The organism is Pseudomonas hunanensis (genome assembly GCF_013393325.1).
Classification (GTDB): domain Bacteria; phylum Pseudomonadota; class Gammaproteobacteria; order Pseudomonadales; family Pseudomonadaceae; genus Aquipseudomonas; species Aquipseudomonas putida_P.
Window position 1 is genome coordinate 779,157 of sequence record NZ_QJRC01000095.1, and the last position, 23,140, is coordinate 802,296.

The window sequence follows — 23,140 nt, forward strand, 5'->3', positions numbered from 1 at the left end:
CTTTAGGCACCTTCATTGCAAAGGCAATTGTGCGCATGACGCATAGACGATCACTTGCAACCGAGGCTCACAGCACCCACCGACCCCAGCAAGGCAGCACCCTGTAGAACCCAGAAAAACAGCAATGAAGCTGCCGGCGACGGCGGCAAGGAGTGGGTATGTCCCGGGCTTTTTTCAATGAAATGTACGAAGCGAACGGCAGTTGCCGCCCGCATTACCAGGAGTTCGCCCGCTGGCTGGCCAACACCCCGCTGGAGCTGTTGGAGCAGCGCCGGCGCGAGGCCGATCTGCTGTTCCACCGCGCTGGCATCACCTTCACCTTGTACGGCGACAAACAGGACACCGAACGCCTGATCCCCTTCGATATCATCCCGCGCAGCATCCGCGCCAGCGAATGGCGCACGGTCGAGCGTGGCTGTATCCAGCGGGTGCAGGCGCTGAACCTGTTCCTGCAGGACATCTACCACGACCAGCGCATCCTCAAGGCCGGCATCATCCCGCCAGAGCAAGTACTGGCCAACGAGGGCTACCAGATCGCCATGCAGGGCCTGGACCTGCACCGTGGGCTGTATGCCCATATCGCCGGGGTCGACCTGGTGCGGGACGGCGATGGCAGCTACTTCGTGCTGGAAGACAACCTGCGCACCCCCAGCGGCGTCAGCTACATGCTCGAAGACCGCAAGATGATGATGCGCCTGTTCCCCGAACTGTTTGCCGCGCAGCGTATCGCGCCCATCGACCACTACCCCAACCTGCTGCTGGACACACTCAAGAGCGCCAGCCCACTGGACAACCCCACTGCCGTGCTGCTCACCCCTGGCCGGTTCAACAGCGCCTACTTCGAGCATGCCTTTCTGGCCCGGGAAATGGGTATCGAGCTGGTCGAAGGCGCTGACCTGTTCGTGCGTGACGAGCATGTCTACATGCGCACCACCGCCGGCCCACAACAAGTGGACGTGATCTACCGGCGCCTGGACGACGACTACCTCGACCCGCTGTCTTTCAACCCGGAATCGACACTGGGCGTACCGGGGCTGATCTCGGTGTACCGTGCCGGCAATGTGGTGCTGGCCAACGCAGTGGGCACGGGCGTGGCCGACGACAAGTCGATCTACCCGTATGTCGACGACATGATCCGCTTCTACCTGAGCGAAGAGCCGATCCTCAACAACGTGCCGACCTGGCAATGCCGCAAGCCGGCGGACCTGTCCCATGTGCTGGCCCACCTGCCCAAACTGGTGGTCAAGGAAACCCAAGGCTCCGGCGGCTATGGCATGTTGGTCGGGCCGGCGTCGACTGCAGCCCAGATCGAGGACTTTCGTGCGCGCATCAAAGCCCGCCCGCACGCCTATATCGCGCAACCCACCTTGTGCCTTTCAACCTGCCCGACCTTCGTCGACAGTGGCATCGCACCGCGCCACATCGACCTGCGCCCGTTCGTGCTATCGGGCAGTGAAACGCGCCTGGTGCCCGGCGGCCTGACCCGCGTGGCATTGCAGGAAGGCTCGCTGGTGGTCAACTCGTCGCAGGGCGGCGGTACCAAGGACACCTGGGTGGTGGAGGACTGAACCATGCTTTCGCGAACCGCTTCGGACCTGTACTGGATGTCCCGCTACCTGGAACGTGCAGAAAACCTCGCGCGCATGCTTGAGGTCAGCTATTCGCTGTCGCTGATGCCACAGGCTGGGCGCAGCGACGGCCATGCCGAGCTGGCGATGTCGCTGTTGGCCTCCGGCACACTGGACGACTACATCCGCCGGCACACCGAGCTCGACACCGAGCGCATGCTGCACTTCTTCGCCCTCGACGCGACCAACCCCAGCAGTATCTATTGCTGCCTGCAGGCCGCCAGGACCAATGCCCATGCGGTGCGCGGCCGGATCACCGCCGACATGTGGGAGAACATCAATGCCACCTGGATCGAAATGCGCAACATCGCCAGCAATGGCCTTGGCCGCTATGGCATCAGCCAGTTCTGCGACTGGGTCAAGGAGCGCTCGCACCTGTTCCGTGGCGCGACCTCCGGCACCATCATGCGCAACGACGCCTACAGTTTCATCCGCCTGGGGACCTTCCTGGAACGGGCGGACAACACCCTGCGCCTGCTCGATGCGCGTTACGAAATGTTCGGCGAAGCCTCCGAAGAGGTCAGCGATAGTTCCGCCCGCGGCTACTACCAATGGAGCGCCTTGCTGCGCGCGCTGACCTCGTATGAAGCCTTCAACGAGCTGTATCGCGCCGCGCCCAGTGCCCGGCCGGTGTCCGAGCTGCTGTTGTTGCGGGTTGATGTGCCGCGCTCGCTGCACGCCTGCATCGAGGAGCTGGACCTGATCCTGGCTGGCCTGCCGGGCAGCAGCGGGCGCGCCGCCCAGCGCATGGCCGCCGAACTCAATGCGCGCCTGCGCTACACCGCCATCGAGGAAGTCCTCGACGCAGGCTTGCACGCCTGGTTGACCGACTTCATCGGCCGCGTCAACCAACTGGGCCAGGCGGTCCATCACTCCTACCTGGAGGTTGTATGAAACTGTGCATTCGCCACGACACTACCTACAGCTACGCCAGCGACGTCAGCAACAGCATTCAGTTCCTGCGCCTGACGCCACGCAGCAGCGAACGCCAACGCATCGATGATTGGCAACTGGTCCTTCCCAGCAAGGTCAAGAGCCAGATCGACCCGTACGGCAACATCCTGCATGTGCTGACCCTGGACAAACCCCACGGGCACCTTGCACTGACTGCCAGTGGCCAGGTAGAGATCGACCCGGATTGCGAGCAGGAGGGCGAAAGCCAGTCGCCTCTGCCCTTCCTGCGTGACAGCCGACTGACTCAAGCCGATGACACACTCAAGGCCTTCGCCAACCGGCAGTGCGGCAAGCATCGCGACCGGGGGGCATTGACGGGGCTGATGCAAGGCCTGGCCGAGCACATGCCCTACAGCCCTGGGGCCACCTCGGTGGGCACCACAGCCATCGAAGCGTTCAGGGGTGGCGCTGGCGTGTGCCAGGACCACACCCATGCCTTCCTGGCCTGCGCACGCAGCCTGGGGGTGCCGGCACGCTACGTTTCCGGTTACCTGTGCACCGAGGACGAGCAGCATCTGGCCAGCCACGCCTGGGCCGAAGCGTGGATCAACGACGCCTGGTTCAGCTTCGACGTCACCAACCGCCTGACGCGCCCAGAACGTCACCTGAAGCTGGCAGTTGGCCTGGACTACCTCGATGCCTGCCCAGTCAGGGGGGTGCGCCGTGGCGGCGGCGTCGAATCGATGCAGGCCAGCGTCCACGTTCATCGCCAGTGACAGGTTGGCTGCAGGCAGGTCTTGTCGCGCGAGCGCGGCAAGGCCACTCCATACGCAACACAAGGGAAACCGCATGACTTACTGCGTCGCCATGCACCTGGAGGACGGGCTCGTCTTCATCAGCGACTCACGCACCAATGCCGGCATCGACCAGATCTCCACCTTTGCCAAGTTGTTCGTCTTCAGCGTGCCAGGCGAGCGGCTGATCGTGCTGCAGACCGCCGGCAACCTGGCGACCTCGCAGTCCGTGGTCAACCTGCTGCGCCAGCGTACCCTGGGCAGCGGCCAGCACCTGCTGAACGTTGCCACGCTTTTCGATGCCACGGTGCTGGTTGCCGACACCCTGCGCGAAGTGGTCAGCCGTGACCGCAGCAAACTCACCGCGGGCATCGACCTGAGCAGTTCATTCATTGTCGGCGGCCAGATAGCCGCCGGGCCCATGGCCATTTTCAATGTCTACGCGCAGGGCAATTTCTTTCAGGCCACGCCGGATACTCCGTTCCTGCAACTGGGTGAAAGCAAGTACGGCCGACCCATACTCGACCGCAACCTGGATTACCGCACGCCGCTCGATGAAGCGTTGCGCTGTGGCCTGATTTCGTTCGACTCCACCATCCGCAGCAACCTGTCGGTGGGCATGCCGCTGGACTTGCTGGTGTACCGCAAGAACAGCCTGGAGAGCATGACACGCAGGCGCATCAACAGCGACGATGCCTATTACCAGCAAATTCGCAGGCAATGGAGCGACGGGTTGAAGACACTCCTGGCTGAACTGCCGGCGCCGCCTTATGGCTGAATGAGGCGCCGTGGCCAGGTTTCATTGGGGAAGCGACGCAGGTTATCCTGCACCCTCCCCTTGTCACGAGATTGTCATGTCGTCCGTCGCCACTCCGGTGCAAACCCAACGCGCCGACCGAGACTCGCGCAACGCGGCCCAGGTGCTCAGCCTGTGCCTGCCCAGTGACGTACTGCTCTACCTGCTGCTGCCGATGTACGCAGCCGACTTCGGCGTGACCTTGGCCGAAGCTGGCGTGCTGCTGGCGGCCAACCGCCTGGTGCGCATCATCGGTTACGGCTGGGTCGTGCGCTTCTATGCCCGCCATGGTGACCGCGCGGCCTGCAGCCTTGCGGCCTTCGCCGCCGCCGTGTGCGCACTGGGCAATGCGATGCTGACCGGTTTCGCCGCGCTACTGTTGCTGCGCCTGGTCTGGGGCCTGTGCTTTGCCACGTTCAACCTGAGTACCCAAACCCTCGCTACCGCTGAGGTACAAGGGGCGGCACGCCGTGCGGGGCGCTCGCGAGCGACCCTTTCCATCGGGCCAATGCTGGCCTTGCCGCTGGGTGCACTGATGGCACAGGCCTACGGCCCGCGCAGTGTGTTCTTCGTGCTCTGCATCGGTGCTTTGTTCGGGCTGTGGCGTGCGCGCGCCCTGCCCGGCACCGGCCACGCGGTCGCCAGCCGCGGGGGCCGGCGCCTGCGCCTGCCCGACAGCATCGCTACCTGGTCCTTCATCGAAGGGGTGACCCTGGACGGCTTGTTCATCTTCGGCCTCTCGCTCTACGCACAAACCCACCTGGGGGAGTCCGGCGTGCTGGCAGCGGGCGTGCTGATGGCGGTGCGCTACCTGAGCGAAATGCTCTTCAGCCCCTTCGGCGGGCGCCTGGCCGACCGCTTCGGGCCGCTGCGCATGTTGGTAGCGCTGTCACTGGCCACGTCGCTGGCGCTGCTGCTGTTTGCCAGCCACTGGTTGTTCATCGGCGCCTTCTTCGTGCTGGTGCTACGCGCCCTGCAACTGCCGCTGGTGATGACACTGGTGGCCCTGCGCAACCCGCAACAACGCATCCAGGCGCTGGCCGGCAACGCCGTGTGGCGTGACATTGGCGCGGGGCTCGGGCCGATGCTGGCGGGTGTGCTGCTGCCGCAGGTGCCAGCGATCTGGGCCTACGCCGGGGCGGCACTGGCGATCGCGATGGCAGCCTTGAATTGCGCCTGGTCGGCGCGACAATAAGTGCTGACGCCATGCATGACATGGGCTCACCTATGGTGTGAGGAGTGATCGTTTGAGTCGATCAAATCGCTGAAATCTAATGGTTGCAAACCAACAAGAAGCTCGCACGGAAGCGATCAGCGATAGAGATAACTACACGATGACTCCAACGTTCTCATTAATCGTTCTGGGCACTGCAATACTGCTGATCGTGGTCATGATCAGCAAGCTCAAGGTCCACCCCTTCCTGGCACTGCTGGCCGCAAGCCTGGTGGTGGGCATTGGTACCGGCATGCCGCCGACGGCCATGGTTGCCGCGTTCGAAAAAGGCATGGGCAGCACGCTGGGCTTTCTTGCCGGCATCATCGGCCTGGGCAGTATCCTCGGCAAACTGCTGGAAGAGTCGGGTGGGGCCAGGCGCATCGCCACCACGCTGCTGAACCTGTTGGGTGAACGCAATGCTTCATGGGCCATGATGCTGGTGGGCTTCATCGCTGGCATCCCGGTGTTTTTCGAGGTCGGCTTCGTGCTGCTCATTCCGCTGATCTACGTGGTTGCCCGGCAAACCCGCATCAGCATGCTGTACCTCGGCGTCCCGCTGGCCACCTCGCTGATGGTGGTGCACTGCATTCTGCCGCCACACCCAGCTGCTACGGCGATTACCGGCATGCTCAATGCCGATATCGGCACGGTCATCCTCTATGGCCTGATCGTTGGCTTGCCCACTGCCATCATCGCCGGCCCGGTCTGGGTACGCTTCGCCTGCAAGCGCGGCGCAACACAAGCGCAAGATACCTTCCTTTCGGCACGTACCGAGGCCCAGGTCGATGACCAGCCGCTGCCTGCTTTCGGCATTACCCTCGCCACCGTCCTGCTGCCGTTGCTGCTGATGGTCGGCAAAACCTTGGCCGTCATGGTGCTGGCAAAGGGCTCCACGCTGTACGAGTGGGTGGCCTTCGTTGGCAACCCACTGATCGCCCTGGCGCTGTCGGTTATGTTCGGCTACTGGGCACTGGGCCTGCGCCGCGGCCTGGACATGGCGCAGTTGCTCAACCTGACCCAGCGCTGCTTCCCGCCCCTGGCCGGTATTTTGCTGATTATCGGTGCCGGCGGCGCCTTCAACGACATGCTGGTCGGTAGCGGCATCGGCAAGGCGCTGGCTGACGTGCTCAACCAGACCCAGCTCAACCCGATCATCCTCGCCTGGCTGATCGCTGGGATCATGCACTTCGCGGTCGGTTCGGCCACGGTGGCAATGATCAGCGCGGCCGGCATGGTCATGCCGATCCTGGGCCAACACCCCGAATACAACCGGGAAATCCTGGTGATCGCCATCGGTGCAGGCGCCATCGGCTGGACACACATTACCGATTCGGCGTTCTGGGTGGTGAAGGAGTATCTGGGGCTGTCACTCAGCGATGCGTTGAAAAAATTCACTGCGGCGACAGTGCTGGCCTCGGTGATCGCCTTGTGCCTGACCCTGCTCCTTTCAAAAATTGTCTGATCTACTCTGCAAAGACTGCACAACAGGTGAAATCATGATTCACGGAAAAACCCTGGAAGCCTGGCAACAAAGCCACCCGATCATCGCCGACCTGGTCGCCCTGAAAGAAACAAGCTGGTTCAACCCGGGTATCGCCCAGGCATCCGAAGCCCTACGCGACGTGGGCCTCACGGCTGCAGACGTGCAGGCGGCGAGCGCACGGCTGCAGCGGTTTGCGCCGTACCTGGCAACAGTCTTCCCCGAAACAGCGCCAGCCGGTGGCATCATCGAGTCGCACATCGCCCCATTGCCGCTGCTTCGCCAACGGCTGATCGAGGAAGGCGCATTGCGCAACGCCGGCAGCCTGTGGCTCAAGGCAGACAGCGACTTGCCTGTTTCCGGCTCGATCAAGGCCCGGGGTGGTATTCATGAAGTACTCAAGCATGCCGAAGACCTGGCCCTGGCGGCCGGCCTGATCACGCCAACGGATGACTACACCCGGCTGGCAAGCGAGCAGGCGCGCGCCTTCTTCGGCCAGTACAAGATCGCCGTGGGCTCGACCGGTAACCTGGGTTTGTCGATTGGCATCATGAGCGCGAAGCTGGGCTTCCAGGTGAGCGTGCACATGTCGTCCGACGCCAGGCAGTGGAAAAAGGACAAGCTGCGTGCCAACGGCGTGACCGTGGTCGAGCACGCCTCCGACTACAGCGTTGCGGTCGAGCAAGGGCGCCAACAGGCGGCAGCCGACCCCAGCTGCTACTTCGTTGACGACGAGAACTCGCCTCAGCTGTTCCTGGGCTATGCCGTCGCCGCTGAACGGCTGGCCCTCCAGTTCGACCAGGCTGGCATCCAGGTGGACGCAGATCACCCGCTGTTCGTCTACCTGCCTTGCGGCGTAGGGGGCGGCCCTGGCGGCGTAGCGTTCGGGTTGAAGCTGGTATTCGGCGATGCGGTGCACTGTATCTTTGCCGAACCCACCCACTCCCCTTGCATGTTGCTGGGCGTGTACACCGGCCTGCACGATGAAACCAGCGTGCAGGACTTCGGCATCGACAACATCACCGCCGCCGACGGTCTGGCGGTCGGGCGGCCATCCGGGTTCGTCGGCAAAGCCATGCAGCGGCTGATCGATGGTTACTACACCGTGACCGACGAAGCACTGTACCGCTTGATGGTCATCGCCCATGAGCAGGACAAGGTCAAACTGGAACCTTCTGCCTTGGCCGGCGTACCCGGTATGCTACGGGTATTGCAGGCAGACGAGTACCTGGCTCGTCAAGGCTTCACCCCAACCCAGCTGCAGCAGGCAACCCACCTCGTCTGGGGAACCGGTGGCAGCATGGTGCCGGAAGATGAGTTCAACGCCTACCTGGCGAAAGGGCGCAGCGTGTAACCGCAATCAGTGAACTGCACAGGAAGGATTGAACCATGAAAAAGCCCAGCGGCGGCGCCGTGAAACTCAGTGGCTCGCACCTGGGCAGCCTGCATGTCTTTCTGGTGGCCGCACGGCACTTGAGCTTCTCTCGCGCGGCGGATGAGCTGTGCCTGACGGCCAGTGCCGTGAGCCATCGCATCAATCGACTGGAAGATGAACTGGCGCTCAAGCTGTTCCACCGCATGCCGCGCAAAGTCAGCCTCAGCGAAGACGGCGAGCGCCTGTTCGCGGTCATGCAGCGCACCATGGATGAGCTCAGCGAGGCCGTGCAGGCACGCGCGCACGCCGAAATCGCCGGCCAGCTGACGCTGTATGTACGCCCGTCAGTCGCACAGTGCTGGCTGGTGCCACGGCTGGCGCAGTTCACCACCCGTTACCCCGACATCCAGCTCGATATCAGGGTGGGCAACGAGAGCATCGATTACCGCACCCGCAAGATCGACCTGGTCCTCTGTTATTCGGATGGTCACCATCCGGGTTTGCAGAGCATCCATTTGATGAACGAGCGAATCGCCCCGGTGTGCTCCCCTCATTACGCTCAGACCCATGCATTGGCCAATGACCTGAACCGGCTGGATCAATGCACCACATTGCATGATGTAGCGGCCTGGGACAACGCTGCATTCGATGCCGAATGGCAGCTCTGGGCCAGCACCACAGGTGCGCGTATCAGCCTCCCGCGCCGGTTCCTCACCTTCGATCGCTCCGACCTTTGCACGCTCGCGGCACTGAACCACACAGGCATCGCGATCGGCCGGGAACAACTGGTCAGAACGCGCATTGCGCAAGGTGAACTGGTCCTGCCGTTCGGCGGTTTCGTCGACACCTCCAACTATGGCTATTACCTGGTCTACCCGCATCATGACCCGATGCCCAAACGCCTGCAGGTGTTGATCGACTGGCTCGTGGAATGCGCCCAGTCACCTGGCCCGAACCCATGACTTGCACGACGGCGCAAGCTTCAACCCTTTATCTTTATCGATGTATCCAAGCTTCGCGCCCGTGTTCGATTGCTTCTTTTCATTTGTTTGCGGTCGGCTGCGCTGGGGTGCGCAGCGCCGATGACGACACATTCTGACCATCGCCCCCCAGACCATGAGCACCCCACAGCATCAGGATGTTCATCATGGGTTCTCGACTGCACCCCTTCGCCTTCGACAGCCGTCGCACTGTCGATACCTGCACACTGTCCCTGAAGTGGAGTTTCCAGCTGCTCCTGGACCTTGGGGCGCATCGTACGTTCATCGGCCGCCACGGGCTGAATGACGATGACCTGGGTTATGAGCTGGGCATCGCAAAGTGGGTGGATGACGACCACTACAAACCTGCCCTTGCCTTGGCCGCGTTGCGCAAGAGCGCGCGCGCGTTCACCGCCGAGCATCCGCAAGTAGATTACCCGGATAACCTGGCGGCCAATCTCGAGGCTTTGGGGCAATTGCTGAGTTTTTCCGAAGCGGACCTGCAGGTACTCGGCTTCTGCGTGTTGTTGCACTGCGACCCAACGCTGAGCGATGCCACCGACCAGTTGGGCATGCTGGGGTTCAAACAAGCAGTGAAAGTGCTGTCTGTACTCCTCGGCTTGCCACTTGCGACCGTAGAAGCCTGCCTGGCACACAACAGCCCGTTGCTGCGCACCGGCCTGCTGGAAATCAGCACCAGCAACCGCGCCGCCATGGCGCTGAGCTCGATGTTGTCGGTGAGCAACCAGGAGCTGCCTGGCCGGTTGCGCTTCAACAAGGGTACCCCCCTGGAGCTGTTCGCCTACGCTTTTCGCTTGAGCCCTCCTGGCAGCTTGACGGCGGAACACTACAGCCATGTCAGCCAGCAGTTGCTGATCGCCGAGCGCTACCTGGGCAGCGTCCTGGCCAAACAGCGCCCAGGTGTGAACATCCTGCTGTACGGCCCTCCTGGCACTGGCAAAACCCAGCTGAGCAGGCTACTCGCCAATACCTTGGGCCGTGCGCTTTATGAAGTAGCCTGCACCGACAGCCACGGCGACCCGGTATCGGCAAAACAGCGCCTGTGTTCGCTGCGCGCGGCCAACAGTGTGTTGCAAACGCAATCCGCCCTGCTGGTACTGGACGAAATCGAAGACATCTTCCAGGCCGCCAGTGCAGACGCTGGCAAGCGCTCGCAAAAGGGTTGGATCAACCGCATGCTGGAAGAAAACACGCTGCCGTGCTTTTGGCTGAGCAACAGCATCGAAGACATCGACGCTGCGCATATTCGTCGCTTCGACCTGGTGATCGAGGTGCCGAACCCGCCCTTGGCGCAGCGCCAGCAGATGCTGCGCGAATGTGGCGCAGGCAAGCTGGGCAGTACCTTGGTAGAACACCTCAGCGCCCATGACCAGGTCACCCCTGCTGTGCTGGACCGGGCAGTGCGTGTGGGGCGAAGCGTGGCCCCGCGCGCCGGCAAGATGCTGGACAACACCATTCGTTGCGTCGTGAACGCGACCTTGAAGGCACAAGGTTTCGACAAGCTGCAAAGCAATGAGCATTCTCTGCCCGCTTTCTATTCCCCCGCCTGGATCAACACCGACCAGCCCCTCGACGGGCTGGTCGACGGGCTACGCGCTGACGCAGAGGCCCGGCTTTGTTTTTACGGCCCGCCAGGCACCGGCAAGACCGCGTTTGGCCACTGGTTGGCGCAACAGCTGGGCAAACCGCTGATGGTAAAGCGTGTCTCGGACCTGGTTTCGCCCTACGTGGGTACGACCGAGCAGAACCTGGCACAAGCGTTCGATCGTGCCCAGCAAGAACAGGCCGTTCTGCTGCTCGACGAAGTCGACAGCTTCCTGCAGGACCGCCGCAAGGCTCGCCAGAGCTGGGAGGTCACTGCGGTCAATGAAATGCTCACGCAAATGGAAAGCTACCGAGGGCTGTTCATCGCCTCGACCAACCTGATGAGCGATCTGGATGAAGCCTCTTTGCGCCGCTTCGACCTCAAAGTGCATTTCGGCTACCTGAAAACCGCCCAGGTTCAAGCGCTGTTCAGCGCACACCTCAAGGCGCTGGGGCTCAAAGACCCACAGCACGCTGCCGCCGCCCGTCTGCGCGGCGAAACCTGCCTGACCCCGGGTGACTTCGCCGCGGTTGCCCGACGCGGCCGATTCAAACCCTTTGCCAACGCCAATGAACTGGCCACGGCGTTGATTGCCGAATGCCGCCTGAAAACTACGGCGCAACAACGCCCCATCGGCTTCACCCAGTGGACGAATTAAAGGTTGCAGGTTTGGCGCCGATAGGCAGACTAGCCGCCATTGCTGGCCATAAGCCAGCCCTGCCACCACAAGGATGACTCTCTTGCCTTCAGCCAAGACCCATACCGCGCTGAGCCGCCAGTGGGAGCTGCTGCGCCAGCTGCCAAAACGCGCCCCCGGCAGCACGGTGACTGAACTGCTGGCCCGCCTGACGGATGCGGGCTACGTCATCAGCAGACGCAGCATCGAGCGCGATCTGCATGACCTTTCCCTGGTGTTTCCGTTGCAGCGCAACGAAGGGGGAACGCCATCGGGCTGGTACTGGAAGCCAGGTGTGAGTGTCGAGCTGCAAGGCATCACGTTGACCGAAGCCGTCAGCCTGGCGCTGGTCGAGGACGCCGTTCGCCCCTTGTTGCCAGGGAGCATGCTGAGTGTTCTGGAACCACGCTTCGAGCACGCACGGCAAAAGCTCAAGGGGTTGGGCGACGGCAACCCAGCAGCCCGCTGGCCAGACAAAGTGGCCAGCGTGCGGCCGGACTTCAACATGCAAGCGCCGCAGGTTCATGCAGAAACGCTTGAAGCCCTGCAGCACGCCTTGATCAGCGAACAGCAGATCCGCTGCCAGTACTATTCGGCGCACAATGACAAGCAAAGCGACTTGACACTCAACCCGCTGGCGATTGTGCAGCGCGGCTTGATCACTTACCTCATCGCCACGGCGGCGCCCTACACCGATGTCCGTCAATTCGCGGTGCACCGCTTCCGAGAGGTGACCGTACTCGACTCGCCGTGCCAGGGGCTGGAGTCGTTCGAATTGCACAGCTACCTCGCCACGGATGCCCTGCAATTTGGCAAACCCGAAAAGATCTGCCTGGAAGCTTGGGTGAGCGAACGCCAGGCACGCCTGATTCGCGAAACCCCACTGAGCACGGACATGACGCTCGAACCGTGGGAGCAAGGCTTCCGCCTTCAGGCAACGGTCAATAATACCTGGCAGCTGCACTGGTGGCTGTTGTCGCTCGGTGACGCGGTGGTGGTGCATGCGCCAGCACAATTGCGCCAACAGATCGGCGATACGCTGCGCCGCGCCGCCGCCGCGTACGCGCCTGAACAGTGCCTGGCCTGAGCACCTGGTGCCCGAAGCGGTACAGCCCGGTAAGCGAGTAGAGTCATGACTGCAATGAGTGATAGCCTATAGCCATAACTTACCTGATGGGCCCTGCCACGCGAATACGGCCTCCCAGCCAGCATTGCCCCAAGCCAAGGAAGCAAACGCAATGGACTACCAGTCGCTCAAGACTCGTCAGCGCATTGAACGCGACGCCCATCACCCCAACCTGGCGATTCGTATACACCGGGCCCTGAGCTGGCTACAGCGCGCCGAGCAGGCCGACGACGTCGATGGTCGTTTCGTTTTCCTGTGGATCGCCTTCAACGCCGCCTACGCCACGGATATCGACGAGCAGTATCGGTTGTCCGAACAAGAGGCATTCAAGGCCTTCCTGCACAAGCTCTGCGTGCTGGACAGTGAGCATGTCATCGAGAAACTGGTGTGGTCGGAGTTTTCTGGCAGCATCCGTGCATTGCTGGACAACCCCTATGTGTTCCAGAGCTTCTGGGAGTTCCAGAACGGCAAAATCAGCGAAGCCGAGTGGGAAGAACGCCTGCGCAACGGCAAACGCGCCGCCCACCACGCACTGGCGGAACGTGATACGGCCAAGGTTCTGGGGGTACTGTTCAACCGCATCTACACCTTGCGCAATCAACTGATGCACGGCGGTGCGACCTGGAACGGCAGCGTCAATCGCACACAGCTGCGCGACTGCACCAAACTGCTGGGCAAGCTGGTCCCTTTGATCATCCTGCTTATGCTCGACAACCCCGACACCCTCTGGGGCGACGCCTGCTACCCGGTGGTCAGCGACTGACCTCCTGACCCGGAGCCCTGACGTCCAGCCAACGCCACCATCGCGCCAATTGCCCGCCAGCCAGCGCACAAGCTGGCTGCGACACAAGCTGTCGCCCCCCGCTCACACAATGGAACAAACCTGCCCACAGGCCAACGTCACTGCTGCCCAAGTGGTGCGCTGGATACAAGGAGCGCCAAAGTGCCTGAAATGCTCATCACGTTCGGAATGCAACTCGACGGTCAGCGGGCTACACAGCCCGGCAATCGGCTAGGCGCCCTGACAGTCGGGCCACAAGGTTTGCTGGACATCCTCGAAGGCCAGCTGGGCCTGCTCGCCGTGCGGCCATGTGCAGCGCAGCGCGCAGCCGCGTACCGCGCCTGCCTGGCCCAGTGCGATAACGGGCAACGCTTCTATCACGCCAGCTTCAGCGCCGACGAACTGGGCGTGGCAGCCACGCTGCTGGCCTGGCGCGACGACTTGTACCTCCACGGCTGGGACGGACGCGCAAAAGCAGTTGCCAGCCAACGGATCAACGACCTTGCCGAAGTTGAAGCCGATGCTTGCGAGGTCGTGCCACCGTCCATCGGGCAACGACTGCAACAGGTTGCCGAAGCGTTGGCCGTTCGCCGCGCCTGCATTACCAACGTGTACCTCAGCGATGCATGGGAGGTGTACCCCCTGGCCTGGCAACGGGTGCTGCAACGGCTGCCTCACGCGCAGCTGCCTAACCCGTCGGGTGCTGCACCAGGTTTTCTCGGGCAGTTGCAGGCGGTATTGCGCGACAGTGTTGCAGGCGCGCCCGTCTCCCCCGTGCCCTGGCAGGATGACGGAAGCGTCCGGGTGGTCCAGGCGCAGACCCGAACGCTGGCCGCTACCTGGCTCAGCCGCACATTGCCCCAAGGCCGGCAGACGCTGCTGGTGGCCACTGCCGACGGCGCCTGCCTGGACAGCCACCTGGCAGGTGCGAACCAGGCCCGGCATGGCCTTTCTGGCAGCAGCATTCTGCGGCCGGCCTTGCAAGTCTTGCCGCTGACGATGGAATTGCTCTGGGCACCGCTGAATTACCCGGTGCTTCTGCAGTTCCTGACCCATCCGATCAACCCCGTTCGGCTGTTTGCCCGCCGCCAGCTGGCAGCCAAGATATCCAGCATGCCCGGCATTGTCGGGGCCGAATGGGACAGGCTGCTCGAACGCATCAGCGCGTACTACGGCCCTGACGCGCCAAGTGTTCGCACGTCTATCGAACATTGGCTCGAAGCACCCACGTTTTCCCCTGACACGGGTGCTCCGCTGAACGAAGTGCAGGTGCGCGTTCAGCGCTTGCAAGCGTTCTTTCAGCTGCGCCTGGGGCACCAGGACCCAGCACAGCGCCAGGCAGCGCAGGCCGGCCATGGCCAATGTCAGGCAGCGCTGCAGGCACTGGCCGCCCTCGAGCAGCAAGGTGTCGAGTTCCTGCGCCCACGGCAGTTGCAGCAGGTTATCGAGCAAGCGACTGCAAACGGCTCGGACAACCCGCTGCTGGCGGCACAGGCCGGCGCCTACCTGACCGTCACTCGCCCGGGTGCAGCCATCGAACCGGCCGACACCGTGACATGGTGGAACCTGGCCATGCCGGCGTTGCCGGCACGCTCCCCGTGGTCCAGAGCCGAAAGCCGCCAATGGGCAGACCTGGGTGTCGCCTTGCCCGACAGCACCGCGCAGCTGGCTCAGGCAGCCCAGGACTGGCTGCGTCCCGTCCTGGCAGCACGGCAGCAGTTGACACTGGTGCTGGCGCCGCCCCAGGAAGAGCCCCACCCGCTCTGGCAGTTGATCGAAACGGTCGTCAGCCAGCCGCACGTGCACGCATTGGAGGACCTCATGCTCGCGCCAGGGCCGTTGTGCCAGGCACAAACCCTGCACGCGCTGCCGCTACGCAAACGCTGGTGGAAGCTGCCTGCCGGCACCCCACTGGCTGCGCCAGAGAAGGCTTCGTATACAAGCCTTAACCTGTTGCTGTTCAACCCTTACCACTGGCTGCTGCAGTACGGTGCCAGGATCCAGGCCAGCAACAGCCCCAGCTTGAGCGACAGCTATCGACTGAATGGCGCGCTCGCACACCGCCTGGCCGAGCGCTTTTTCAACGTGCCGGACGCGCTGACGATGTCCACTGACGCGTTCGATACCTGGTTCGCCACGCACTTCGAGCAGGTGGTGCTCGAGGAAGGGGCGGTCCTGCTGATGCGCGGCCGTGGCGCCGATCTGGCAACACTGCGCCACCGCGTACGTCGCGCAATGATCCAGCTGCGCAGCCATTTCGCACGGGCCAATGTCGTGGCTGTCACCACTGAGCAGCCACTGGCCGGCACCTTCGTGGGCGGTGCGCTGGCAGGCTCGGCAGACCTGGTAGTGACCACCGCCAACGAGCTGCGTGCGGTCGTCGACATGAAGTGGGCCGGTGGCAAGAAGTACCCCGACCAACTTCAGGCCAACCGCCATCTGCAACTGGCGATCTATGCCGAACTGCTGCAGCAGCAGACCGGCTCGGTGCCATCCGTGGCGTATTTCATTCTGGAGCCTGCACGCTTGCTGACACCGGACGACCGCGTGTTCGCCGACGCGCAACAGGTGCCTGCCAACCCTCCAGGCAACACCCGCGAGCTGTGGCAGGCCTTCATCAAAGCCTGGAAATGGCGGCAAGGGCAGCTTGCAGATGGCCACTTCGAGCTGGCACTGGTAGGCATCGAGGAGGACGAGGCTTCCCAGCCACCGGCGCATGCACTGGCCATGGAATACCTCAAAGAAGCCTACAACGACTACCTGAGCTTGGCTGGATGGGAGCAATGAGCATGTCCGACAACCCGCGCATCACGTTCATCAGCGCTGGCGCTGGCAGCGGCAAGACCTATCGGCTCACGGAGCTTTTGTACCAGGAGCTGACCAGCCAACAGGTGCAGCCAGAGGGCATCATCGCCACCACGTTCACCCGCAAAGCCGCTGCCGAGCTGCGCGAGCGCGTGCGCAGCCACCTGCTCGACAAGGGGCAGGTCGGCCTGGCCAGCGCTATGGGCCAGGCACGCATCGGTACGGTAAACAGCCTGTGTGGCCAGTTGCTCGAGCACTTCGCCTTTGAAGCCGGCATGCCACCGCAACAGCGCGTGCTGGAAGAAGAGCAGGCGAAGGTGCTGCTCAACCAGGCCGTCGATAGCGTCCTTGACGGTACGCGCATGGAGGCGTTCCTTGCCATCAGTCGGCGCCTGGGGCTGGAGGTTACCCTCCAGCAGAGTGACCATCCCAGTGACAACTGGCAAGTCGCACTACGCCGACTGCTGGATCAACTGCGCAGCAATGACATTGACCTCGACCGCGCGCGCGGCTTCGCTGCGCGTAACGCCCAGGACCTGCTTGCGCACTTCCCCAGCGCAACCAGCAGCGATCTGGACCGTGAACTGCTGCGCACCATTCCAGATGTGCTTGCCCAGCTGCAAGCCGCCAACAGCAAAGTCAGGCTGACAGCGACGTACATAACGTTGCTCAAGGACTTCCAGCGTGAACTGCAACAAGGCAATGCCCGCTGGAGTGACTGGGCAAAGCTGGCGAAAACGGCACCGGAAGCCAAGCTGACGCCGTTGGTGGCCGGCGTGACCGAAAGGGTCCAGCGCTATGCCGAGCACCCGCGCCTGCACGCCGATCTGAGGGAATACCTGGACCAGATATTCAACCTCGCCATCGATGCCTTGCAACTGTACAGCCGTAACAAGATCGAGCTGGGCGTGCTGGACTTCGCCGACCAGGAACATGCGTTGCTCAGATTGCTGGACAACCCCGCGGTCATCGAGGTGCTGGAGCAAGAACTGGACCTGGTCATGGTTGACGAGTTCCAGGACACCAGCCCTATGCAGTTGGCGATTTTCCTGAAGCTTGCCCGCATCGCCAAGCGGGTTTACTGGGTAGGCGATATCAAACAGGCGATCTACGGTTTTCGTGGCAGCGACTGCGCCTTGATGCAAGCCATCCTTGGCGCTTTGCCTGGCATGGGCGGGGTCAAAGAGGTATTGCCCAAATCCTGGCGCTCGCGCCCTGAGCTTGTCGAGTTGACCAACGAAGTGTTCACCCAGGCGTTCAGCAACAGCCTGTCCGCCGACGAGGTCCGGCTCACGCCTACTCGACAGGACCCGCTTGGCGGGCCCGCCTTTGCCAACTGGATACTCGATGGCAGCAATGCCGAGCAGCAGACCTGTGCACTTGCCGAAGGGATAGGGCAACTGCTCGAAAGCCGCTACCAGGTGTTCGACAAGACCACCCAGCAGGCCCGTGACCTGCAGGCTGGCGATATCACCGTGCTTTGCTACTCCCACAGCAATGTGGCCAAGGTAGCGGCGGCCCTGGCCGCCGCAGGCCTGCCCTGCTCCACGGCCCAGCCCGGGCTGCTGGCAACGCCAGAAGCGACACTGGCGCTGGCCTGCTTGCGCCGGTTGAATGACCCGACGGATACCCTGGCCACCGCCCAGATCGTCTCCATGACCAGCGCCGAGGAACCAGAAAGCTGGGTTGCAGAGCGCTTGCACTATCTGCACGCCGGGCACCCGCAAGGCCAATGGCGAGAACAAACAGTCGATGCGCATGCAGCACATCCGCTGGTCGCCGAACTGGCACGGCTACGTGCCGACCTGCCATTGCTGACGCCGGTCGAGGCGCTGCAGCGCTTGATCGCCGAGTGCGACTTGGCCCGTTGCGTAACGGGCTGGTCGACCACGCCGGCACAGGCGCAGAAGCGCCTGGCCAACCTGGACGCGTTGCTTGAACTGGCGCAACGCTACCAAGACCTCTGTCGCAATGGGCTGGGGGCGGCATCGATTTCCGGGCTGGTGCTCTGGTTGGGGCAAACCGCCGGCGCGGGCAATGATGCGCTGGCAACCCCGGCCCTGGATGCGGTCCGGGTGATGACTCACCACGCCAGTAAGGGCCTGGAATGGCCCGTGGTCATCTTGATGGACCTGGCGCGGGACATTGGCGAGCGGCTGTGGTCGGTTTCGGCGCAGTCCGACAGTGCCCTGGACCCGAATGATCCATTGCGCGACCGCTTTATCCGTTACTGGCCGTGGCCACTGGGCAAGCAGAAAAACGTGCCGCTGGCGGACACCATCGGCAAAACCCCCGCTGCCAAGGCGTGCCGCGATGAGGCTGTCGAGGAAGCCAAGCGCCTGCTGTACGTGAGCATGACCCGCGCCCGTGATTTTCTGGTGATTGCTCGTTCCAGCAGGCGGTTGACTGGGCCGTGGCTAGATTGCGTCCAGGCTCCATGGCTGACGACCGAAGCAGGCACACATGAATTGCAGCTGAAAAGTGGAACAACCGTGCGCGTCGAGCATCGCACGCTTGGCGCCGGCAGTGCGCCAGTCATTGCAACAGCCACCACCAAACAGCTGCACTGGTTTGCGTCCCCCGACAGCGTTACACCTCGATTGCCACTTGGGGTGCAGCCTTCGGCCACCCAGGCCAGCGCGCTTGCTGGTGCACAGGAAACCTGCCGTATCGGTAGCCGCATCACCTTGCAAGGCAACCCGGACATGAGCGCAGTAGGCACTGCGATTCATGCCAGCCTTGGCCTGTCGTTCAGCGACCCGGAGCGCCCGATAAGCCAGGACGAGGTCAACCGATTGCTGCAGGGCCTGGACGTACTCGAACACGTCGATGCCCGCCAGGTACTGGCCCAGGTAACGGCCTTGCATGCCTGGATTGCAAGTCGCTGGCCCCACGCCGACGCGGTGGCTGAATACCCGGTACAACAGCTGCTGGATGCCGGCCAGGTACTGGATGGCCGCATTGACCTGCTGTTGGCCACCCCAGAGGGTTGGGTGTTGATCGACCACAAGTCCAACCCGGCACCCGAGGCGCAATGGCAGCGGCTGGCGGCAACGCACGCGGGGCAGTTGCAGGCCTACGCCAAGGCCGTGGAGGCCGCATCAGGCAAGCCGGTGACAGAGGCCTGGCTGTTCTTGCCCGTAGCTGCCGGTGCCGTTCGCGTGTTCTGAAAACCAGCCACTTGCAAGGTTTGCAGATAGACTCAGGCGGCCTGACTGAGCAGGCCGCCCCATTTACCAAGGAAAGAACATGACGTTGTACGAATCCATTGTCCTGGAAACCCGTAATGGCGCTCTGGGAGATACTTTCGAGCTTCAAGAGCTCACGTCCGAGCACCGCCGTGTAATGTGCCCGGACGGGCCAGCGCTGGTCGAAAAGTATCGGATCGGTTTCGAGTTTTTCATGAAAACAGCAATCGGCACCACCATCGCCAACTATGCCCGTGACGCTCACAGCGGCGCAGGCGGCTACAACGTCAACAAGGGCGCCGCCGCCAAATTCCTGCGCGTGGCGCACAGTACCTACAAGGTTCTCGCAGACGATCAATAGCCGTAACTGCAACCTCACGCCGGGGCTTTAGCGAATTACCCCAGCAACTGGCTCAACACCGCGCGCAACTTCCCCGGTTTTACCGGTTTGTTCAGCAGTGGTGCGCCAAGCTTGTGCAAGGCCCGCCGGCATTGATCGCTGCGGTCGGCGGTGATGATCACCGCCGGTATCGGCGCGGCAAAGTGCTCACGCAAGTGCCTGACCACCTCGCAGCCCACCACACCATGGTCCAGGTGGAAGTCCGCCAGGATCAGCTCTGGAGCGCGCTCTTGCAAGGCCTGCAAGGCGCCTTCCTGGTCGGTTGCAGTTACCACTTCACAGCCCCACTGCCCTAGCAGCGCGCCCATGCTTTCAAGGATGCTCACCTCATTGTCCAGCACCAACAGGCGGCGGCCCGGCAGCGGGTTGCCGACGCTTGGCAGCGGCACGGCCTGGTGAGTGGCCAGGGGCACCGCTTTACCAAGCGGCACTTCGATGCTGAACATCGAGCCACGCCCAGGCCACGAACGCACTTCGATCCGATAGCCGAGAATCTTGGCGATCCGTTCTACGATCGCCAACCCCAGGCCCACGCCCTTGCGATCCGCCGCGCGGCCAACGTCCAGCTGGTTGAATTCGAGAAAAATGGCCTGCAGCCGATCCTGCGCAATGCCCCGCCCGGAATCCCACACCTCCAGCCGTAAATGGCCGCTGCGGCGCCTCGCGCCGAGCAGGATCCGCCCCTGGTCGGTGTACCGGCACGCGTTGCTGAGGAAGTTGCGCAGGATACGTGTCAGCAACCGCAGGTCAGTGCAGATGGCATAGTCGGCTATGCGCGCATGCAGCTTCAGGCCTGCAGCATCGGCGACCGAGCTGAACTCCGAGACCAGCGGCGCGAACAGCTCATCCAAGCGGTACACGGCTACGTCCGGCTTGACCGCCGCCTGGTCGAGCCGAGAAATGTCCAGCAGGTCGGTCAGCAGGTCTTCGGCGCCTTCCAGGGCCTGGTGGGTGCGCTCCACCAACACATGCTCGGCCTCTGGCAACGGCCGCTCGCGCAAGGTGGAGATCAGCAGGCGCGCAGCGTTCAGCGGTTGCAGCAGGTCATGGCTGGCGGCGGCGAGGTATTTGTCCTTGCTGCGGTTGGCCGCCTCTGCGGCATCACGCGCCTCCAGTAATTCATCGGTACGCGCAGCAACCCGCTGCTCCAGTTCGTCATTGAGCTGTTGCAGGCGCTGCTGGGCCAGTTTGCGTTCGGTGATGTCGGCGACAAACCCCTCTACTATGCCCTCCTGGCCGGGCTTGAGCAGCAGGTTCATCAGCACATCGAGGTGGCTGCCGTCCTTGCGCCGCAAACGGGTTTCGTAGCCATGCAGGCTGTGCTCGCGGGCGAGGATAGCGGTAATGGCCTGCAACTCCTCGGTGCCGCCGTCAAACAGGTGTGCGGCCAAGTCAGTCAGGGAAAACAATACCGCTTGCGGGTCGTCGTAACCGAGCATGCGCGCCAGCGCCGGGTTGGCGGCACGCATGCCGTCCTGCAGGCTGGCCTGGAAAATCCCGTGCACGGCGTTTTCGAACAGCCACTTGTAGCGGTTGCGTTCGGCCTCCAGTTCGTCCAGACGGGCGGAAAGTTCCGGGTAGTGGCTTTTGCGCGCCGAGTGGTCGCCCAGCCCCAGCAGCCCGGCCAGCGCCCGTTGCTGCTCGTCAGAGGGCCTCGCCATAGACCACCTCAACATCACGCTGGCTCGACGCACGGGGGTTGGTGAGGATGCACGGGTCATCCATCGCATGTTGCGACAGGAACGGAATATCGGCAGTACGCACCCCATGCAGCCCCAGGGTTTCATGGAAGCCGATGGCGTGCTTCAGGGCAATCAGGTGCTCCACCAGGCGGCCGCAGATTTGCCGATGGTTGAGGCCACGGCAGTCGATGCCGAATACCTCGGCAATCACTTTGAAACGCTCGGGTGCCGAACTGTAGTTGAACGCCACCACGTGCTCCACCAGCACCGCGTTGCACAAGCCATGGGGCAAGTCGAGGAACCCGCCCAGGCTGTGCGACATGGCATGCACCGCGCCCAGAATCGCATTGGAGAACGCCAGCCCCGCCTGCATGCTGCCGAGCATGATCTTCTCGCGCAGGGCAATATCGGTGGGGTTTGCAATCATCTCCACCAGGTTGCCATTGATCAGGCGCATGGCCTCCAGCGCATGGGGATCGGTCAGCGGGCCGTGGCCGGTGGAGACGAAGGCCTCGATGGCATGCACCAGCGCATCGATGCCGGTGCAGGCCGACAGGAACGGGTCCATGCTCAGGGTGGTTTGCGGGTCGATCAGCGACACGTCCGGCACCACCGCCTTGCTGACGATGGAGAACTTCATGCGCTCCTGCTGGTTGGAAATGATCACGAACTGCGACACGTCCGCCGAGGTGCCGGCGGTGGTCGGGATCAGGATCAGTGGCGGGCTGGGCACGCGGATCATGTCCACGCCTTCGAACTCGAGGATGCTGCGCCCGTGGGCGACCACGATGCCGATGGCTTTGCCGCAATCCATCGGGCTACCGCCGCCAACGGCGACGATAACGTCACAGTGGTTCTGCCGGTAGATCTCGGCGCCGAGCATTACCTCTTCGACTCGAGGGTTGGGAGACACGTCGGTGTACAGGCAGTAGTCGATGCCCTGGGCCTGCAGGCTGGCCTCCACATCCGCCACCCAGCCGGCGGCGATCACGCCGGGGTCGCTGACCACCAGGACCTTGCGTGCACCGAAGGTCTTGGCGTAATTGGCGACATTGTGCCGGCAGCCGGCACCAAAGATGATTTCAGGCGATACGAACTTGCGAAGCGGGCTGAAACTCTGGCTCATCGGAAAGCCTGTTCTTATTGTTCTGGAAGGTAACCGCCAGCGTAAAGCATCCGGCCGCGAAAGCAACCAGACCAAAGCGGGGCCACGGTTCATTCGACCCAGGCCTTGGCGCGGGCCACCTCCAGGAACGCCAGCACGTCCTCTTCGAGCCCTGCTGCGCTGGGGAAGCGCCTTGCCAGGCGATCTATGATGGCAGCCACGCTACGCTGGCCGTCCAGCAGCTCCAGTACCCAACCGGCACTGGCGTTGAGCTCGATGATGCCTCCGGGGTACAGCAGCACATGGCAAGCCTGCAGCGGCTCCCAGTGCAGGCGGAAACCTTTGCCCAAAGCCAGTGTGTGCTCGCGATCGATCAGCTTCACAGGGGCATCGGCACTGAAGGCCCGGCCACCGATGCGGTGGCCGGGCAGGCATCAGCGATTGGCGAAATACATCGTCACTTCGAAGCCAATGCGCAAGTCGGTGTAAGCGGGTTTATTCCACATCGGGCAAGTCCTCTTCTTGTGCCGGAGAATTCCGGTAGAAGCATTAATGCACGGGGGCGGGCTGGGCCGAATGCTACTTTGGAACGAGCTTGCGGGGTGCGT

18 protein-coding genes are annotated in these 23,140 nt (G+C 62.9%); 14 read left to right on the top strand and 4 right to left on the bottom strand.

Annotated elements, in window-relative coordinates:
* The first annotated feature begins 158 nt into the window (after positions 1–158).
* From DM807_RS20355 to DM807_RS20420, 14 genes are all read left to right on the top strand, one after another.
* Complete coding sequence (locus DM807_RS20355; protein ID WP_012272728.1) at positions 159–1,568, top strand: circularly permuted type 2 ATP-grasp protein; 1,410 nt, start codon at positions 159–161, stop codon at positions 1,566–1,568.
* A gap of 3 nt (positions 1,569–1,571) precedes the next feature.
* The gene (locus DM807_RS20360) at positions 1,572–2,522 is read left to right on the top strand and encodes an alpha-E domain-containing protein (RefSeq protein ID WP_179027814.1); all 951 of its coding nucleotides are present in this window, start codon (positions 1,572–1,574) and stop codon (positions 2,520–2,522) included.
* A complete protein-coding gene (locus tag DM807_RS20365) occupies positions 2,519–3,298 on the top strand; it encodes a transglutaminase family protein (protein ID WP_012272730.1) in 780 nt (259 codons plus the stop codon). The genes DM807_RS20360 and DM807_RS20365 overlap by 4 nt, the downstream gene beginning before the upstream one ends.
* Before the next feature lie 73 nt (positions 3,299–3,371).
* Complete coding sequence (locus DM807_RS20370; protein WP_069942442.1) at positions 3,372–4,094, top strand: proteasome-type protease; 723 nt, start codon at positions 3,372–3,374, stop codon at positions 4,092–4,094.
* A gap of 76 nt (positions 4,095–4,170) precedes the next feature.
* A complete protein-coding gene (locus DM807_RS20375; RefSeq protein WP_012272732.1) occupies positions 4,171–5,307 on the top strand; it encodes an MFS transporter in 1,137 nt (378 codons plus the stop codon).
* A 139-nt stretch (positions 5,308–5,446) separates the two neighbouring features.
* Entirely contained in the window at positions 5,447–6,790 is a 1,344-nt protein-coding gene (locus DM807_RS20380) for a GntT/GntP/DsdX family permease (RefSeq protein ID WP_179027815.1), read from the top strand.
* A gap of 34 nt (positions 6,791–6,824) precedes the next feature.
* Positions 6,825–8,162: a D-serine ammonia-lyase gene (locus DM807_RS20385; protein WP_012272734.1), complete on the top strand. Its 1,338-nt coding sequence runs from the start codon at positions 6,825–6,827 to the stop codon at positions 8,160–8,162.
* Positions 8,163–8,197: 35 nt separating this feature from the next.
* Positions 8,198–9,145 carry a DNA-binding transcriptional regulator DsdC gene (dsdC, locus tag DM807_RS20390; RefSeq protein WP_179027816.1) on the top strand — a complete coding sequence of 316 codons (948 nt, stop codon included), beginning with the start codon at positions 8,198–8,200 and terminating at the stop codon, positions 9,143–9,145.
* A gap of 185 nt (positions 9,146–9,330) precedes the next feature.
* Positions 9,331–11,427: an AAA family ATPase gene (locus DM807_RS20395; protein ID WP_012272736.1), complete on the top strand. Its 2,097-nt coding sequence runs from the start codon at positions 9,331–9,333 to the stop codon at positions 11,425–11,427.
* Between the two features lie 73 nt (positions 11,428–11,500).
* A complete protein-coding gene (locus DM807_RS20400; RefSeq protein ID WP_179027817.1) occupies positions 11,501–12,532 on the top strand; it encodes a helix-turn-helix transcriptional regulator in 1,032 nt (343 codons plus the stop codon).
* Positions 12,533–12,683: 151 nt separating this feature from the next.
* Complete coding sequence (locus DM807_RS20405) at positions 12,684–13,334, top strand: HEPN domain-containing protein (RefSeq protein WP_012272738.1); 651 nt, start codon at positions 12,684–12,686, stop codon at positions 13,332–13,334.
* A gap of 189 nt (positions 13,335–13,523) precedes the next feature.
* Positions 13,524–16,139 carry a PD-(D/E)XK nuclease family protein gene (locus DM807_RS20410; protein WP_218647998.1) on the top strand — a complete coding sequence of 872 codons (2,616 nt, stop codon included), beginning with the start codon at positions 13,524–13,526 and terminating at the stop codon, positions 16,137–16,139.
* Positions 16,136–19,327, top strand: coding sequence for a UvrD-helicase domain-containing protein (locus DM807_RS20415; protein WP_244965063.1), 3,192 nt, complete (start codon positions 16,136–16,138; stop codon positions 19,325–19,327). Before DM807_RS20410 ends, DM807_RS20415 begins: the two co-directional genes overlap by 4 nt.
* A gap of 79 nt (positions 19,328–19,406) precedes the next feature.
* Positions 19,407–19,706 carry a hypothetical protein gene (locus DM807_RS20420; protein WP_012272741.1) on the top strand — a complete coding sequence of 100 codons (300 nt, stop codon included), beginning with the start codon at positions 19,407–19,409 and terminating at the stop codon, positions 19,704–19,706.
* A 35-nt stretch (positions 19,707–19,741) separates the two neighbouring features.
* Here DM807_RS20420 and DM807_RS20425 read toward each other — a convergent pair whose 3' ends face one another.
* From DM807_RS20425 to pqqA, 4 genes are all read right to left on the bottom strand, one after another.
* Positions 19,742–21,406: a PAS domain-containing hybrid sensor histidine kinase/response regulator gene (locus tag DM807_RS20425; protein ID WP_179027819.1), complete on the bottom strand. Its 1,665-nt coding sequence runs from the start codon at positions 21,404–21,406 to the stop codon at positions 19,742–19,744.
* Positions 21,390–22,553, bottom strand: coding sequence for an alcohol dehydrogenase-like regulatory protein ErcA (ercA, locus tag DM807_RS20430; RefSeq protein WP_012272743.1), 1,164 nt, complete (start codon positions 22,551–22,553; stop codon positions 21,390–21,392). Before ercA ends, DM807_RS20425 begins: the two co-directional genes overlap by 17 nt.
* An 89-nt stretch (positions 22,554–22,642) precedes the next feature.
* A complete protein-coding gene (gene pqqD / locus DM807_RS20435; RefSeq protein ID WP_012272744.1) occupies positions 22,643–22,915 on the bottom strand; it encodes a pyrroloquinoline quinone biosynthesis peptide chaperone PqqD in 273 nt (90 codons plus the stop codon).
* Between the two features lie 51 nt (positions 22,916–22,966).
* On the bottom strand, positions 22,967–23,038 hold the full coding sequence (pqqA, locus tag DM807_RS20440) for a pyrroloquinoline quinone precursor peptide PqqA (protein ID WP_071984777.1): 72 nt from the start codon (positions 23,036–23,038) through the stop codon (positions 22,967–22,969).
* Between the last annotated feature and the right edge of the window lie 102 nt (positions 23,039–23,140).